Raw genomic sequence first — 17,265 nt, forward strand, 5'->3', positions numbered from 1 at the left:
CGCGCGCTGGTTGTCCCGGTCGAAAGGCGTCGTGATTTGCCCATCCTTGGCATGAAGGGGGCCGGCGCACGGCCCCTGCTGATGCGGGTCGGCTGGACCACGTTCGGCTACATGGGCACGCAGGTCGTTCGCTTCGGGACCAACCTCGTCCTGACGCGGCTCCTTGCGCCCGACTTATTCGGTTTGATGATCCTTCTCACGTCCTTGAGAGTGGGACTGGAACTGCTCACTGACGTCGGAATCGCGCAGAATGTTGTGGCAAATCGGAATTCAGGAAATCCGGATTTCTACAACACTGCCTGGACGCTCCAGTTAATCAGGGCGGTCATTCTGTGCCTGTTCCCGCTGGGTTTCATTCCCGTCGCGGACTTCTTCTACCCTGGCATCAATCTCGCGGAAATACTGCCGTTCCTCAGCGCCATGATCATCGTCATGGGGCTCCATTCAATTGCACTCCCTTTGGCGATCAAGGAGCTCCAGTCCTTTCGCGTTGCCGTCTACGAGCTGTCTTCCGGCATCGTAGGATCGGCCCTGACTATCCTCACGGTCTATCTTCAGCGAGATATCTACGGGCTGCTTTACGGGAACATCCTGGCGATCGGCGTCGCTACGACCTTCACATACTGGCTCGTACCCGGCCTGAAATTGCGACTCAAACTGGTCAGAGCGCACGTGAACGAGATCGTGAACCTTGGAAAATGGGTTTTTATCTCTTCCGTGGCATTCTTCCTGGCTACGAACTTCGACCGCCTGGTGCTCGCCAAATATGTGAGCCTGGCAAGCCTTGGCCTGTACGGACTGGCAAGATCGCTGGCCGACATCTTCGGTCAGTTTGGAAGCAAGCTCGGCAGCGCGATTATCTTTCCGAGCGTGGCCTCAATGGACTTGGACGGCCGCGACATCAGGCACCGGATAGTCCGTCACAGGTTGAACTTCATGGCGCTTGCCTGCTGCGTGACGGCGGCCCTTATCGCCGGCGCGGACCTGATCGTCGAATTGCTGTATGACGATCGCTACCGCGATGCGGCGTTGGTCTTGCCAGTAGCGGCAATCGCCGTTTGGTTCGGAATCATTAACACACTCAACGAGAATGTGCTGCTCGGGCTACGCAGGCCGGAATATCTGGCTGGGGGCAACTGTGCCAAGTTCGTGTCGCTCGTGGTCACTTTGCCCTATGCCGTCACCAGTTTCGGCATCGTGGGAGCAGCGTGGGCGATGGTCGCGTCGGAACTCTGCCGATATGCTATGTTGAGCTTTGGCGAAGCGCGAGCAGGGATCAGCTTTAAACGGCAGGACCTTTTGTTTACGGCTTCGCTCGCGGGCCTCGCGATTGGCCTTCACATGCTCTTAACCGAAATCGGATTAGTGGAAAGTTGGCCCGCTTGGCGTGAACTGCTTTCGCACTTCGGCGCTTGAGTGGGAGCCTGAGAAACTCAGGTTACATTGCTGCCCAACCCGACTTACGAATAATCGTATCAGCTAGTGACAAGCGGAGCATTCTTGCCGGCAACTAGAAGGGGCGCCATCACGGGTCGCGCCGCCGGTTGTTTGGACGAGGCCCGTAAACGCATGCTCATTCCCGCGATCATCCCAAGCGTGCATGCAATAAGGTATTGGGCAGAATACATGACTAGCACCCATTCGACGAAACTATGAATGGAAATGCAGACGATCGCGACTCCGGTGGCGATGAACATGTCGGCTTCGGGTCGCCGCCTCCATTTCATTGCTTTTGAAAAGGCGTGCCAGATTGCCGATCCCAGTAAAGCAATCAGGGTGATCAGGCCGAGCAGTCCAGTCTCCACCCAAACCAGCAAAAATGCATTGTGCACGTTTGCGGAGCGATTGCCCGTAGACCAATCCACACCGGCCCGAGCGGAATAACCCTCCGTGTTCGCAACGAACACATAGTGATTGGGCCCGACCCCGAACGGCCTGTTCTCGATCATCAGATATGCGGCTTTCTCGAAGGCAGGTCGCTGGGCGTCCTCCTCGAAGAGCGCCATCTGGCCCTGCACCGCAAATCGCCGGTTAAGGCTCTCAAAGGCGAAGTACGAGCCTACGGCCAGAGCCGCAACGCCGCCCATAGCGACAATCGCCTTACGGCCACTGAAGCGCAGTCCAAGGGAGAGGACCAGCACGAGCACCATACCGAAACCGGAGATGATGATAGTGCCCCGCGATGCTGTCAGGGCGACCACGACCAGGCCGGAGACGACGCCTAACAGGGCGGTCTTCGTGTATCGTCCCGCCAGCAGCATCGCGAAGGCTGGCATCACCGCCATGTGGGAAGCGAACCCGAGAAGGTTTTGGTGGCCCATTGAACCGCCCGTCTGCAGTGCGCCGCCGGCGCGCGCCCAAAGCGCGTAGAGTGCTTGCACGGTTAAGCCCAGGATAAGGCCTGTCACCAGCGCCCTTTCCCCCCTGTCCATCCTGGCCACCTGCGCCACCGCCAAGAAGACGAGCGCCACCCGGATCAGCTGCACAGGGTAGCCAAAGGCAATAGTCCCGAACCGGGCCTGCATAACCGCAACGAGCACGGCGAGGAAATAGAGCGCGAATGGAACCACCAGAACCATTCCGCGCCATCGGTTCCTCGTGCCGAAAAGGATCGCCAGAGCCAGAGCGTCGAGTGCCGTGACCTCCCAGCCTTTCACGTACCCGCTCCAGAAAGGCATGGAGTAGGTCGCCATCAGCATGTGCCAAGGCGTCAGCACAAAAGGCAGGAAGGTCAGCCCCCCCCATAGGACGACGGCCAGATTCGGATTCGTTCGGAGCCAAGCAGCGAGAGCCGGTACCATCAGTAGCAGCAGCGCCAGGGCAGCCCATTTCATTCGCTTGTTCCCGCTCCGCCAAACTAGGCCTTTAACAGGTCGTCCTTACGACCCGCTCTCCGCGTACCGAAGACACGACTGTCTGACTCGGATGAGCCCCGGGAGGCAATGCCCATTTAACACCATCCAGTCCAAACCATCGGTTCCGCCCCGTCTCACCGCTGGACGCGACCCCCCTTCGACTCACCGATAATCAGTTTCCGATCCGCTACTCGTTTTCAGTGGCGGAATTATTGAGGGGCGCGGGTGGGGACCCTAGGAAGTGTAAAGCCGACCAAGCGCTTAGCGGCCCGCGGTGGCCCTCTGCACGCCCGGCAAACTCCTCAAGAATGAACACAGATGCTGTCCCGGGCAGGACAATATTAACTCTTCTGCCCGAGACAGTCTCAATAGGTCGGTGAGGTCAGCCAAGTGGCGGATCGCTGATCCGGAAGCTTGATGGGGGCTTTAAGTGGCAGACGACTTCGCACTCGATAGCACTTGGAAGCCAGTGAAGGTTGGCGCTGGCGGATTCATCACCGGTATTGATGTCGCCCCGGACGGTACAATGGTTGCGCGCACCGATACTTACGGTGCCTACATCTGGAACGGCTCGTCCTGGACGCAGCTCGTGACCGCCTTCAGCATGCCCGACACGTCCTTCTACAAGTACGGCGTCTACGAAATCCGCATCGCTGCCAGCGACAGCGACGTCTTCTACATGGCGATGTCCGACGGCATCTTCAAAACCGTTGATCGCGGAGCGACCTGGACGAAGACCGACTTCCCGATCCACGATCTTGATCCGAATGGCAATAACCGGATGAGCGGTCAGAAGCTCGCCATCGACCCCTCAAATCCAGACATTGTCTTTGCCGGTACGCAGAAGGATGGATTGTGGGTCACTCGCGATGGCGGGTCGACTTGGCAGAAGATTGCTGCCGTGCCGCAGGGAACCAACACTTCCGACCCTGGCATGACCGGCATCAGCATCCAGGGCAATGTTGTGTACGTTGGAACCGCAGGCAGCGGCGTTTACGCGAGCAGCGACGGCGGACAGACCTGGAAGGCCATCGGCGGCCCCAGCACCATCGATACGGCAGTGATCTCGCCCGATGGCAGCTATTACGCCACGGGCCTGACCGACGGCACTATTTGGAAGTACAGCAACGGCACTTGGAAGGCACTTGGCACCGACAGCAATAACGGCATCCATAGCATCGCCATCGATCCCTTCGATCCCTCGCACCTGATCATTGGGACGCCGGGCGGAACTCTCCAGGAGAGCAGGGACGGCGGTGCGACGTGGAGTGGCTGGAGCTGGTACAGCAAGCTCGAATCAAGCTCGGACGTCCCGTGGCTCGAGAGCACCGACAAGTACATGGGTTCGGGTGGGATCGTTTTCGATCCGCTGGTACCGGGCAAGCTATGGCAAGCTGCGGGCGTGGGCGTCTGGCAGACCGACATTCCGAGCAAGATGGTGTGGACCGACACCGTGATCTGGAACTCGCACAGCTCCGGAATCGAGCAGCTCGTCGCCAACGACATCATCGCCCCCGCCGGAGGCGACCTGGTGCTTGGCTCGTGGGACCGAGCGTTCATCAACATGGATGATCCGGATACCTACGCGACCAGCTACAGCGGCGGCGACTTCTCGATGGGCTGGTCACTGGATTATGCTTCCAGCGATCCGAATTTCGTCGTCGGTATCTCCGATTGGTGGGGCAGGGAGAACAGCGGCTACTCCACCGACGGTGGCAAGACCTGGCAGAAGTTCGCTGGCCTTCCGTCGTGGGCGATGGATACGATCGGCGGCAGCATCGCTGCCAGCACTGCGACCAACTTCATCTGGGTGTCGGCGGGCAACAAGACCCCCGCCTACACGCTTGACGGTGGGAAAACCTGGACGAATATTTCGCTCCCAGGAGTGACTGGTTTTTCTGATCTGCACTCCGCCTATTATTTGGCACGGACGACCATCACCGCTGATCGAGTCCAGCCGAACACTTTCTACCTCTATGATGCCGGCAGCGGCGTCTATCGCACGACCGACGGCGGCGTGAACTGGTCGAAGGTCTACAGCGGTGAGATCTCGAATTTCTCCCAGTGGAACGCCAAGATCGAGGCGGTTCCGGGTAGCAAGGGCGAGCTTTATTTCACCTCGGGCCCGCTGGGCAGCGGCGGGATCAATGCGCCTGATGGCGTGCCGTTCATGCACTCCACCGATGGCGGCGCCACGTGGAAGGCCCTCGATAGCGTGAAGGCCATCACCTTTGGCTACGGTGCGCCGGCAACTGCCGGTGGGCCAGCGACCGTCTATGTCGCCGGCTTCGTCAACGGTGAGTACGGCATTTTCTATTCCACCGATTCAGCCAACAGCTGGACCAAGATCGGTGAGCGGCCGATGGGTAGCCTCGACGCCATCAAGACGATTTCCGGCGACATGGATCAGTTTGGGCTCGTCTACGTCGGCTTCACCGGCTCCGGTTATGCCTATCTCGACATCAACGCGTCGGGCACTGCCCCCGCTCCTGCTCCCACTCCGACCCCGTCGCCCGAAACGCCGGCGCCTGGCCAGATCGCCCTGATCGCAAGCGCAATCGACGATGTCGGAACGGTGTCGAGCGTCAACAATGGTGCGGTCACCAACGATGGCACGCCGACCCTGACGGGAACGCTGTCGGCGCTGCTCGGCTCCGGGCAGAAGCTGGCGGTGTATCGTGACGGCCAGTTGATCGGCCAGGTCTCGCCGACCTCGACCAGCTGGAACTTCACCGATCCGGGCGCCAGCGACGGCAAGCATGACTATGTCGTCAAGGTCGTCGATGCGGCCGGCCAGTCGGGTGCCGTCTCGGCAGCCTTCTCGCTGACGATCGACACGGTGGCGCCGACCCAGGCGGTCAGCGTGACCGCGGCCGGTACGTCGGGCGACTCCACCCTGCTTCGGACGGCCTCGCTGTCGTCCGGCACCAGCGGTGGTGGCACGATGGTCAGCGGAACGGTGGCCGGCACGCTGGGCGCGGACGAAACGGTGGTCGTGTTCCGCGACGGCGTACGCCTCGGCACCGCTTCGGTGTCCAACGGCAGCTGGTCGTTCAACGACGGCGTCACCTCGGGCAACTACAAGTATAGCGCGCAGGTCGAGGACGCGGCCGGCAACAAGGGCCAGATGTCGAGCGCCCTGTCGGTGACGCTGGGTGTCAACGTCATCGAGGGAACCACCCGCAACGACGTGCTGATCGGCACTAGCGGGATGGACCAGCTGGTCGGGGTCGGCAACGGCAAGAGCCTTGGCAAGGGCACCATCGACACGCTGACCGGCGGCGCCGGCAACGATGTCTTCGTGCTCGGCGACGAGCGTGGCCGCTTCTACGACGACGGCTCGTCGCGCACTTCCGGGACCAACGACTTCGCCCGGATCACCGACTTCGGAAGCGGCGACAAGCTGCAGCTGAAGGGCAGCGCGGGGGACTATCTGCAGGGCTGGATCAACAACCTGCAGGGCTTCTCGGGCACCGGCATCTATCATGACACCAACGGCAACGGCGTCCTGGACAGCCGCGACGAACTGATCGCGCTGGTCCAGAACCACGGGCCGCTCGACCTGGGAAGCTTCTTCTACATGTAAGCGAGGCCCTCGGGGCCACGAAAGTCGGCGCCTCCGCTTCATCGAAGCGGGGGCGCCGATCGCGTTTGGGCGACCGCGCGACGCCGCCTGTGTGGCGCGGCCGCCATTCCCGCCGGGCGATCGCCCCGGTGCGGATCGTAAAACCCTATTAACCATATTCGCCGAGAAGCATTGCGATTAAGGGAAGCACGCAACGGAAGCGCGTGCTGTGGCCAATCCCGTGCAGTGGGTGGGAAAGTTGATGAACGACGCGATCAGGACAGCCTTGGAAGCGTGCCGGCGGCATTTCACGACCGCGATCGTCTTCAGCGCGCTGGTCAACCTGCTCTTCATCGTGCCGATGCTGTACATGCTGCAGGTGTACGAGCGGGTGGTTCCGACCCGCGGCAACACCACCCTCTACATGCTGACCCTGTTCCTGCTGATCGGCCTCGTCACCATGGCCGCGCTCGACGTGCTGCGCTCGCGGCTGCTGGTCCGGGCCGGGGTCCGGCTCGACGCCCAGCTGGCGCGGACGATCCTTGAATCGACGCTCGGCCGGCCAACCCAGACCGGCCAGCGCGGCGCGCTTCAGGCGATGCGCGAATTCGACACCCTGCGCCAGGCGATGACCGGCCCCGCCATCCTCGCGGTGCTCGATGCGCCGTGGGTCCCGGTCTATGTCCTGGTCGCGTTCCTGATCAGCCCATGGATCGGCCTTCTGTCGGTGGTCGGCGCGGTGCTCGTGATCCTGCTCGCCATTCGTAATGAGCAGGTGACTCGCACCCGGCTGCAGGACGCCAATGCGGCCGCGGGCCTCGCTTATTCGGACTTCGAGTCCACCGTTGCGGCGGGCGACGTGGTCCGCGCGCTCGGCATGCGCGACGCGATGGTCAACAGCCACCTGTCGCAACGCGCGACCATGATGCGCCTGCAGACCGAGGCGAGCCTGGCGTCGAGCGGGGTCACCGCCACCTCCAAGTTCGTCCGCCAGTTCCTCCAGTCGCTTGCGCTGGGCGTCGGCGCGCTGCTGGCGATCGACGGGCTGATCAGCCCGGGGGCGATCTTCGCCTCGATGTTCATTGTCGGCCGGGCGCTGGCCCCGATCGACCAGATGGTCGGTAATTGGAGGCAGATCGTCCAGGCCCGCGGGGCATGGACCACGCTCAACACCCTGCTCGACCAGTCCGCGCCCGAGATCGCGCTGACCCAGCTGCCGCGGCCGCAGGGCAAGATCGAGGTCGAGGACCTGCACGTCATGTCGGAGGACGGCCAGCCGATCCTCCAGAACATCACCTTCGCGGTCCAGCCCGGCCAGGTCATCGCGATCGTCGGCCCGAGCGGCGCCGGCAAATCGACCCTGGTCCGCGCGCTGGCGGGTGCGCTCATTCCCAGTCACGGAGTGATCCGGCTGGACGGGGCCGACCAGCGCAACTGGGACCCGCAGCGGCTGGCCGAGCATGTCGGCTACATGCCGCAGGAGCCCGCGCTGTTTCGCGGCTCGATCAAGGAGAATATCGCCCGCTTCCGCAACCGGATGGGCGAGGACCCGGCGCAGATCGACACCGATGCGATCGCCTCGGCGCAGATCGCCGGCGCGCATGACCTCATCCAGCGGCTGCCCGGCGGCTACGACCAGCAGCTCGGCCTCAACGGACGCGGGCTGTCGGCCGGCCAGTCGCAGCGGGTGGCGCTTGCCCGCGCGCTGTTCCGCGGACCGTCGATCCTGATCCTCGACGAGCCCAATTCGAACCTCGATGCCGACGGCGACCAGGAACTGCTGCAATGCCTGCACCAGGCCAAGGCCCGCGGCACGACCATTCTGCTGGTCGCGCACCGGATGAGCATGATGCCGATCGTCGACGGCCTGCTGATCATCCAGGACGGCAAGGTCGCCGCCTACGGTCCCAAGGACGAGATATTGCGCCAGATTTCCGCCCAGAAATCCGTCCCCGCCCCCACGCCGCAACCCGGAGTTGCCTAAGTGTCCGCGATCGATCTCAACCTTCCCGCCACTGCGCTTCCGGCCGGCTTTCCGGGCTTCGGCTCCGGGAGCGGCGGCACCTCGGTTCCCAAGGGGGTGGACGACCCGGGCTCCGACATGCGGCTGGGTTACGCCATCGCCTTTCTGTTCTTTGTCCTGCTGATCGGCTGGGCGGCCATCACCCGGCTCGATGCCGCGGCGGTGGCGTCGGGCAAGCTGGTGATCGACGGGCAGCGGCAGACCGTTCAGCACCGCGACGGCGGCGTGGTCGGCCAGATCCTCGTCCGCGAGGGCCAGAAGGTCGCGCAGGGGCAGGTCCTGCTGAGCCTCGCCGCGGCCGACGTCCGGGCCCAGGAACGGGCGCTGTCGTCGCAGGCGATCACGCTCCTGGCGCAACGCGCCCGGCTGCAGTCCGAGCAGCTTGGCCGTCCCACGATCGTCATGCCGGCCGAATTCGCGGGCATGACCGACCCTCAGGACCGGATCGAGATCGCCCGCGCGCTGGAAGTGCAGCGGGCCCAGTTGCGCACCCGGCTGGCGGTGGTCCAGGCGCAGCGCGGCGCCTTTGCCCAGCGGCGTGCCGGCGCGGGCAACCTTGGCCGTGGCTATAGCGAGCAGGTGTCGGCGCTCGACCAGCAGATCCGTTCGCTCGACCAGGAACTGGAATCGCTCCGCACCGTCGCCGAGGAAGGCTTCGTGTCGCAAAGCCGGATCCGCGCGCTGGAGCGGGCCAAGGCCGAACTGATCGGCCAGCGCGGGCAGTATAATGCAACCGTCGCCCAGAGCCGCGATCAGGCCGGCGAGAGCCGCCTCCAGAGCCTCGAGGCGCAGAACGATTATCTTGCCCGCAGCGCGACCGAACTGCGCGACGTCGAGGCGGCGCTGAACGAGGTCGTCCCCAAGCTTGCCGCCGCGCGCGACCAGCTCGCCCGGACGGTCATCCGCAGCCCGGCGTCGGGCACGGTGGTCGGCCTGCAGGTGTTCACTCCGGGCGGCGTCATCGCCGCGGGCCAGCGGCTAATGGACGTGGTCCCCGACCGCGCCGGCTTGCATGTCGAAGGGCGGTTGACCGTCAACGACGGCGACGACGTGATGCCGGGGCAGACCGCTTTTGTCCGCTTCGATTCCCTCCACGAGCGTTCGCTTCCGCCGCTCGAGGGCATTGTCACGCGGGTGTCGGCCGACAGCTTCACCGACGAAAAGACCGGCGAAAGCTATTTCACCGCCGCGGTCGAGGTTAAACCCTCCCAGCTCGCCCTGCTCAAGGACGTGCGCGGGCCCGACTTCCAGCTTCGCGCAGGCATGCCGGTGACGATCGAGATCCCGGTCCGCCGGAGGACCGCGCTGCAATACATGCTCGAACCGCTGACCGCAGCCATGCGCAAGGCCGGCCGCGAGCATTGATCGGCCAATAACGAGGGCCTGCACCGTCGGCCGTCACTGTCCTTGCCCTCGGGCGAGCGGTGGTTCACTTTGACGGCAAGTCTCTTCCGGCCCGGTGCGAGCGTGAATTTTTGCTCGCGGCAACGGCTCGGTAAGTAGCCACAGCATAAAGCGTGAGTGGCTGTCGACGCACGCAGTTGAATGTGGAGATCCAGTTGGAGAAGCGTGTATCGGCAGGCGGGGAGCGGGTGAAGATCGCGGTTGCGGTCTGCACCTTCAAGCGCAACGACCTGCTGGCGCGGCTGCTGACCTCGCTGGAAGCAGCCGCAAGACAGGTTGCCGACCAGGCCGAAGTCGGTGTCGCGCTGGTCGACGATACGCCGGAAGGGCAGGCGAGGCCCGTTGCGGAAGCCTTCGCGGATCGGTTCGGCCTTGGCCTCGCTTACGCGATCTCCGGCAAGAAGAACATTTCACTGGCGCGCAACCTTGCGTTGGAGACCGCCATCGGAATGGCGGACTGGACGGCCATGACCGACGATGACTGCGAGGTTCCGTCCCACTGGCTGGAGGCCATGCTGGCGGCGCAGCAATCGACCGGTGCCCAAGCTGTCACAGGGCGGATGGTCCGGAGAGTTCCCGAGGGCTCGCCGAAATGGATCGTCGACGAACCCTTTCTCGAGCTTGGCGTCGACGAATGGCCGGACGGTGCCGAGCTGACCTCCGCCGCCACCTTCAATACGATGATCTCGAACGAGTGGCTGAAGCGCCACTCCGACGTCCGTTTCGATCCACATTTCGGCGTTATCGGCGGTGAGGACATGGTGTTCTTCCGGGCCGCCCATGCGGCTGGGCTGACCATCCGCTATGCGAAGCAAGGCTTCGTTTACGAGAACGAACCGGCGGACCGCGCAACACTCGCCTATCAGCTCTACGCCTACTTCTGGCATGGCAACAGCGCCGCCCTGTCCTCGATGCAGAGCGGCGTCTCGCGCGGTCGCATGACCGTGCACGCCGGGGCCTCGCTTGCGCGAGCATTCTTGCGGCCGGTCAAGAGGCTGGCTTCCGGCCAAAAGCCTCAGCTGCGATTCACCCTTGCCCAGATCCTGCATGCCACTGGCAAGGGTCTTGGGACATTCGGTCTTCGCGTGGAGCATCGTTGAATCGTGCGGATATTATTTGCTCTACCTGGCCTTCACCGATTCGGCCGAGGCGCAGAAATCGTCTTCGAGAACATCGCCCAGGAGATTGCGACGACCGGGAGGCACGAGGTGACCCTGGTGGGCTCGGGTCAGGCGCGGGACGATCGCGCCTACCAATTCATCCATGTGCCTGCCGCCTCCCGGGAACGCTTCGAGCGCTGGCCGACCATGCCCTTCCTTCGTCATCACTTCATGTACGAGGAACTGACCTTCGCGGCGGGCTTGCTGCACCTGCCCGCAATGGCCACGACCGACGTCACCGTCACCTGCAGCTTCCCCTACGTGAATTGGGCCTTGCGCCGTCCCCGCCGGGGCGGGAGACCGCCGCACGTCTTCGTGACCCAGAATGGAGATTGGGCGCCACGCGGCGAGGGACCTGAACCGTCGCTATTCTCCTGCGAGGGCCTGATCTGCACGAACCCTCTCTACTTCGAACGCAATCGCGGTCGCTGGAATTCCTGCCTCATTCCCAACGGGGTCGACCCGCTGCGCTTCTCACCGGGTCCTGCACGGCGGGCCGAACTCGGGCTGCCGGTCGACCGGAAGATCGTGCTGATGGTCAGTGCGCTTGAGCCAGGCAAGCGCGTGCTTGAAGCCATTGAATCCTTTGCCGACGTGCCCAATGCGATGCTGGTGGTTGCCGGAGACGGTCCGCTGCGGAGCGACGTCGATCAACTCGCCGACCGGCTTATCCCCGGGCGCTTCATGCGCGCAACCTTCCGTCACGAGCAGATGCCCGATCTCTACCGAAGCGCAGACGTGTTCCTGCATACCAAGATCCGGGAGTCCTTCGGCAACGTCTATGTGGAGGCGCTCAGCTGCGGGACCCCGATCGTCGCCCACGACGACGAAGTCGCGCGGTGGATCCTCGAGGACCATGCCGTACTGGTCGACACTGAATCCAAGGCCAAACTGTCTGCTGCAATTCGCCAGACCCTTGACCTTGGCCAGCGGAGCGATGCCGCCAACTGGGCGCATGAACGCTACAGCTGGAAAGTGATTGCCCGGCGCTATTCGGAATTTCTGGAATCAGTTGCGGCAACCAACGGCCGCTCCTGAGCTCTCCGGCGGCACTTGGCCCGGCCATGTAAAGCTTGACGTCTCGAAAGCGATCTTGTCAGCCCCAGCGCAAAATACATCGGAGAGTCAGTTGAATTCGCGAACACCGCAGACAGATCGCAAGTTGCGGTCCGCTATCGTTGGAAGCGGCTTCATTGCCGATTTCCACCTCCGGGGCATCATCCACGATGTGGCGGCGGAGCTCGTCGCTGTGTGCGACACGAATCTCGTACGGGCCGAGGCGTTGGCCAGTGGCCAAGGCGCGAAGGCCTATCAGTCCCTCGATCAGATGCTCGCCGAACAGCAGATCGATGTCGTCCATATCCTGACGCCGCCCGACACTCATCATGCCCTCGCCGAGAAGGTGTTGCAGGCGGGTAGTCACGTTTTCGTCGAAAAGCCGATGTGCGCGTCGACGTCCGAAACCAGCGATCTTCTTGAGACCGCGGCGGAAGCCGGCCTCAAGATCGGCGTGAACCATAACCTGACCTTCCTGTCATCGTTCGAGCGTCTGCGGCAGCATGTTCACTCGGGTGCGCTCGGACCGATCGACTATCTCAGCATCACCCATCTCAGCGAGTTGCCGGTGATGCGCATGGGGCCCTTCAACAACTGGATCGTCCGCGAACCCGGCAATGCCTTGATGGAGATCGGTTCGCACCTCGTGTCGGAACTGCTCGACCTCGCCGGCGAGCCGGACCGCATGTCGGTGATCGCAGACCGCCCGCTCGACATACCCGGGGGTGGCACGGCCTACCGGCGCTGGCGCGTCGCTGGTGACGTGGGCTCGACCGCAATCGACCTCACCATGAACTTCGGTCCCGGCTTCCCGCAGCGCACCATCATGGTCCGTGGATTGCTCGGAACAGGTCTGTGCGACCTGAACGCCAATACCTGCGTGATCGATCGTCGAACGTCGTCCGGACTGGACTTCGATCGCCGTGCCCGAACCTTGGATCAGGGGCGTCAGCTCCGGAAGCAGGCGAGCTCGAACATCGCCAATGTTCTGTTCGCCAAGGCGAAGTTGCCCCGCACGGGTACTCCGGACCAGATCTCGATCCAGAACAGCATCGCAAGCTTCTATGCCGAAGTGAGAGAAACCTCCCCTGCCGACAGGCGGCTCGAGGGGCAGACCGGGCATCGCGTCATCAAGCTTTGCGAGGAGATCATCGCCAAGGCCGGTGTTTCGACGGCAACGGCTCCGGCAGAGGCTCGCCCGACCGCGACGATCAACCCCAAGGTGCTGGTGATCGGCGGAACGGGCTTCATCGGCAAGGCCCTCGTCCGCAAGCTGCTGGAGAGCGGTCACGAAGTCCGCATCGCAGCGCGCAGCCCGAACAGTGCCATGGAGCAGCAGGGCGGCGGAAAGGTCGAAATCGTGCGGGCCGACATGAGCTCGGCCGACGACCTCTCGCGGGCTCTCGAAGGCATCGACTATGTCTTTCACCTTGCGACGACCGATTCAAAGACCTGGCCGCAGTTCCTCGAGCGGGAAGTGGAGCCGGCGCGGGTCCTCGGGGAGATCTGCCTGAAGCAGGGCGTCAAGCGTCTCGTCTACACCGGTACCATCGACAGTCTCTACGCCGGCCCTGGGGCGGGCACGATCTCTGACTCGACGCCGGTCGATCCCTCCATCGGTCGCCGCAACTATTACGCTCGCGCCAAGGCGGCCGGGGAAGAAGTCCTGCTGCAGCTGCATCGGACCAAGGGGCTGCCTGTCGTCGTCGTGCGTCCGGGCATCGTGATCGGGCAAGGCGGCAATCCCTTCCATTGGGGGGTCGGCCGATGGACCAGCGAAGGCGTCGTCGAACTCTGGGGAGACGGCGACAACAAGCTTCCGCTCGTTCTTGTCGATGATGTCGCTTCCGGCCTGGTCAAGGCCATGGAGGCGCCGGGCATCGAGGGCCGCAGCTACAACCTGGTGGACCGCCCCCTCCTGTCGGCGCGGGATTATATCTCGGAGCTCGAGCGTATCGGCGGCTTCAAAGTCGAGATCCATCCGCGCCCGGTCTGGCGCTATTATCTGGAAGACATGGCCAAGTGGCCGATCAAGGTGGCGGTGCGGCATGCCGATGCGCAACGCATTCCCAGCTATCGCGATTGGGCTTCCCGAACACAGAAGGCCAGCTTCGATGCCGCAGCATCGCGAAAGGACCTCGGCTGGCAACCTGTTGGCACGGCCGACGAACTCATCGAACGGGGCATTGCCGGATCACTGTCCGGCTGGCTGTCGGCTCGAAGCTGAGTAGAGGCGAACGGAGCGCGGAGGAGCCTTGTTCAAGTTCGTCCAAGCCCTGCGTGGAATCGCCGCCTTCTGGGTCCTTCCACGCTCATGCGAGCTAAGGCGGGCGTCTCGCAAGACTGACGGCGTCATACAAACTGCTTCGCCACTTTGTCTTCAATCCAGGCTACAATTGTGTCGCCAAAAATGTCCAGCCTGTCAGCGTCGTAATCGCATAGGCGCATTCGCGGCGTGACAAGGCCGACTACTCTCCAAGTCCTGCCGAATTCTAGGCTGTCGATCGAGGCATGAGGTGAAGACAGAGCAAGCCTCCGGGTGGACCGCCTCGACCGTTAGATAAGTGCAGGCCGGCCATAAGCCTTGAAAAGTAAGTGGCTGCGTTGGACGGCAGCTCCGGGGAGGAAGCGGGGATCGGAAGCCTTGTTTTTGAACCTGCAAAGCCTACGCTGAGCGCTTGCGGCTCGGTTGAAGCTGATCGAACGAAAAGTGCTACGCCCAGAGGAGTATAGGCAGTTGTTCGATACCGAATACGATCGGCTCCTATTCGATGGGGTGTCGCCGGACGAAGCTGAAGCTTCCGCAATGAACAGGGTCAATCGCCAACGTCGTGTCCGCTGGAGCGGTGCATGATCCCCATCGTTGTTAGTATTGCCACCGTCCCAAGCAGGATAGGCAAGCTACAGCCGACCTTAGATTCGCTGTTGGCTGGTGATCTCGTGCCGACCCGCATCTTACTGGTGCATCCCGAATTCTGTGCATGGGAGCAGTCTGGCTATGTCGTGCCCGACTTCCTTGTGAATGGCGCTTACGCCCGGGTCGAACATGTCATCGCCAGTCGCGACTGGGGCTCGAGCACCAAGATACTCGGGTCCATTCCGCGTATCCAGGAGCCGTCCTACCTTGTGATAGCCGATGACGATGTGATCTACTCGCCGTGGTTTCTGAAGAACCTAATTGCAGCCCAGCGGAAGAATCACGGTAGTTCCTTCTCTTACCATACGTACAGAGAGCACGGCGTTCCCGTCGCGACTGGTTGCGATGGCGTTAGTTTCTACACTCCCAACCTAGATGGAATTGAGGAGTTCGCCGCAAAGAACATTACCGACACCAAACTGATGTATCATGATGATTTGTGGCTTGGCTTCTTCCTTTATCAGAAGGGAGTCAGGCTCAGGCGCCTCCGCTCGCCAGAGCCGGTATACACCCAAGTTTTGCCGAACAATATTTTGAGCGCGCCGAAAGAGCCTGTGTCAGCCCGGCACGTCATTACTGAGCAGCATCTGCCCCGCCTAATCCAACAACTAGGCTGGGTTAGCCGAGCTCAGCTAAGCTTCTGGGCTCTTCACAAGAGGGTTGCGAACAAGCTGGGCTTCGCGATCTGAACCGTCGCTCTCTGCTCAAACGCCGATAGCCACTCGTTGACGAGAGATTGACCGTGCTGGCAGGCTGCACGCAGGCAAAAGCCTGAAGGTCAGCCTGTAGGACAAGAGTGCTCGAGGCGTATGCCGTGCCACGGCCCAGCAAGTCCCCATAACATGATCCATCGCGCAAAAGGGTCTGGGGGCTCGCTTGCAAGGCAAGATCGGACTAAGATGGAGAGCCCGGAGAGCATCTTGAAGTTTGCTACTGATAACGCAGTTCTGCTGCTGTCCTGTATCGCAGCCTCCGTCGCCGCAGCAGGATTCGCGCATCTTCCCTTTGCCCGCAAACTTGTGGCAACGACAACCAGCGTCATGAGCGCGCCGTTGAGCGGTGTCCGCGATGACCATTCCGCCTCCCAGCCGGGGCATGCTGTTGTCGATCACATGCTTCCCTCAACAGCCGTGGTCCCGGACCCGATTGCCTCCCCTTCGCTGACCGGCCTCCCCGCGATCAAAAGCAATTTCGACAGCAAGCTCGGCCTGCGGCCAAATGGGGGTACTGGCGACCTACCCAAATCTGGTGCTCCGGATGTCGTTGGGGCGTTCCGATTTATCTGTCGTCCTGGCCAGATCGCAATGGTTGATCCCATTGTGAATCCCGGTCCACGCGGCACAAAATCAAACCACCTGCACCAATTTTTCGGCAACACGCGGGTGTATAGCGACAGCACCTACGCCTCTCTGCGTGCCGAAGGCGGCTCGACCTGCAATGAAGTCGGAGATCCCTTCGCGCCCGGAGCACTTGCCCTCAATCGTTCCGCATACTGGCAGCCTGCCATGCTCAACGGGAAGGGTTCAGTTGTCCGGCCGGACTGGGTCAGCATCTATTACAAACGGCGCCCGGCAACAGATCCAATCGTGAGTGATCCATCCAATCCTAGGTACATGGGCCAAGCGGTTGATTTACCAAATGGGTTGCGTTTCATTTTCGGCCGCGACATGCTCGACCTCAGCAAACCCTCAACGGGTGGCTTTCGCTTTAACTGCACCCTGCCAAGTGGGCAGCAAACGGAATTTGACAGCCTTGGGAAGGCAATCGCCGCCTGTCCGCTCCGGCCCGACGCAAGTGGCCGCATGGCATCGGTCACAACAGAAGGAGAGGCGCCGGCTTGCTGGGACGGTAAGCGCTTGGACAGCCCTAATCATAGAGATCACGTTGCCTACCCGTCCTATGGCACCTGGGGCTATCTAAAGTGCCCAGCGACACACCCTTACGTGATCCCCTTCTTCACCATGAAGGCAAACTTTACCTTAGATGCCGACGCGCTGAAGTGGTCGCTCTCGTCTGATGCGATGGCGCCTGGGCAACCCGTGGGCTCCACTTACCACGCGGACTTCTTCATGGCCTGGGATCCGATCACGCACCGCATGTTCCATGACCATTGCATCAACAAGTTGCTTAGCTGCTCTGGCGGCGACTTGGGGAACGGCCAGCAGTTGCGCGGCTCCTGGGCTGTAAAGCAGGCCGAGCCGCGTCTTGTGCCGATCCCGGTTGAGTGACGTCTCGCCAATGCTCCGCTCAAACTTGACCTCGTCCACGCAGAGCGCGCCTTCGCT

Annotated in this window: 10 protein-coding genes; 9 read left to right on the plus strand and 1 reads right to left on the minus strand. The window is 62.4% G+C overall.

What is annotated here, in order from left to right:
- The first annotated feature begins 36 nt into the window (after positions 1 to 36).
- Positions 37 to 1,416 carry an oligosaccharide flippase family protein gene (locus GGQ97_RS01475; protein ID WP_168067308.1) on the plus strand — a complete coding sequence of 460 codons (1,380 nt, stop codon included), beginning with the start codon at positions 37 to 39 and terminating at the stop codon, positions 1,414 to 1,416.
- Positions 1,417 to 1,475: 59 nt separating this feature from the next.
- Here the strand turns inward: GGQ97_RS01475 and GGQ97_RS01480 are convergent, their stop codons facing one another.
- Entirely contained in the window at positions 1,476 to 2,834 is a 1,359-nt protein-coding gene (locus tag GGQ97_RS01480; RefSeq protein ID WP_168067309.1) for an O-antigen ligase family protein, read from the minus strand.
- A 547-nt stretch (positions 2,835 to 3,381) separates the two neighbouring features.
- Here GGQ97_RS01480 and GGQ97_RS01485 point away from each other — a divergent pair.
- The 8 genes from GGQ97_RS01485 (at position 3,382) to GGQ97_RS01520 (ending at position 17,208) form a co-directional block, all read left to right on the plus strand.
- Positions 3,382 to 6,441, plus strand: a complete 3,060-nt coding sequence (locus GGQ97_RS01485) for an Ig-like domain-containing protein (protein ID WP_168067310.1) — start codon at positions 3,382 to 3,384, stop codon at positions 6,439 to 6,441.
- 241 nt (positions 6,442 to 6,682) lie between these two features.
- Complete coding sequence (locus GGQ97_RS01490) at positions 6,683 to 8,404, plus strand: type I secretion system permease/ATPase (RefSeq protein ID WP_168067311.1); 1,722 nt, start codon at positions 6,683 to 6,685, stop codon at positions 8,402 to 8,404.
- On the plus strand, positions 8,405 to 9,808 hold the full coding sequence (locus GGQ97_RS01495) for an HlyD family type I secretion periplasmic adaptor subunit (protein ID WP_342448419.1): 1,404 nt from the start codon (positions 8,405 to 8,407) through the stop codon (positions 9,806 to 9,808). It abuts the gene before it with no gap.
- A gap of 182 nt (positions 9,809 to 9,990) precedes the next feature.
- Entirely contained in the window at positions 9,991 to 10,947 is a 957-nt protein-coding gene (locus GGQ97_RS01500) for a glycosyltransferase (protein WP_168067312.1), read from the plus strand.
- A 108-nt stretch (positions 10,948 to 11,055) separates the two neighbouring features.
- Entirely contained in the window at positions 11,056 to 12,045 is a 990-nt protein-coding gene (locus GGQ97_RS01505; RefSeq protein ID WP_209022768.1) for a glycosyltransferase, read from the plus strand.
- Positions 12,046 to 12,169: 124 nt separating this feature from the next.
- Positions 12,170 to 14,290 carry an NAD-dependent epimerase/dehydratase family protein gene (locus GGQ97_RS01510; protein WP_168067314.1) on the plus strand — a complete coding sequence of 707 codons (2,121 nt, stop codon included), beginning with the start codon at positions 12,170 to 12,172 and terminating at the stop codon, positions 14,288 to 14,290.
- A 623-nt stretch (positions 14,291 to 14,913) separates the two neighbouring features.
- The gene (locus GGQ97_RS01515; protein WP_168067315.1) at positions 14,914 to 15,669 is read left to right on the plus strand and encodes a hypothetical protein; all 756 of its coding nucleotides are present in this window, start codon (positions 14,914 to 14,916) and stop codon (positions 15,667 to 15,669) included.
- A 231-nt stretch (positions 15,670 to 15,900) separates the two neighbouring features.
- Positions 15,901 to 17,208 (plus strand): DUF1996 domain-containing protein, encoded by a 1,308-nt coding sequence (locus GGQ97_RS01520; RefSeq protein ID WP_168067316.1) that lies wholly within the window; start codon positions 15,901 to 15,903, stop codon positions 17,206 to 17,208.
- Positions 17,209 to 17,265 lie beyond the last annotated feature (57 nt).

It is taken from the genome of Sphingomonas kaistensis (genome assembly GCF_011927725.1).
GTDB lineage: Bacteria > Pseudomonadota > Alphaproteobacteria > Sphingomonadales > Sphingomonadaceae > Sphingomicrobium > Sphingomicrobium kaistense.

What these genes read in the sequence shown, in the direction of transcription:
- GGQ97_RS01490 (WP_168067311.1), top strand. Translation starts at nt 6,683, where the DNA reads ATGAACGACGCGATCAGGACAGCCTTGGAAGCGTGCCGGCGGCATTTC.
- GGQ97_RS01515 (WP_168067315.1), top strand. Translation starts at nt 14,914, where the DNA reads ATGATCCCCATCGTTGTTAGTATTGCCACCGTCCCAAGCAGGATAGGC.
- GGQ97_RS01485 (WP_168067310.1), top strand. Translation starts at nt 3,382, where the DNA reads ATGGTTGCGCGCACCGATACTTACGGTGCCTACATCTGGAACGGCTCG.
- GGQ97_RS01480 (WP_168067309.1), bottom strand. Translation starts at nt 2,834, where the DNA reads ATGAAATGGGCTGCCCTGGCGCTGCTGCTACTGATGGTACCGGCTCTC.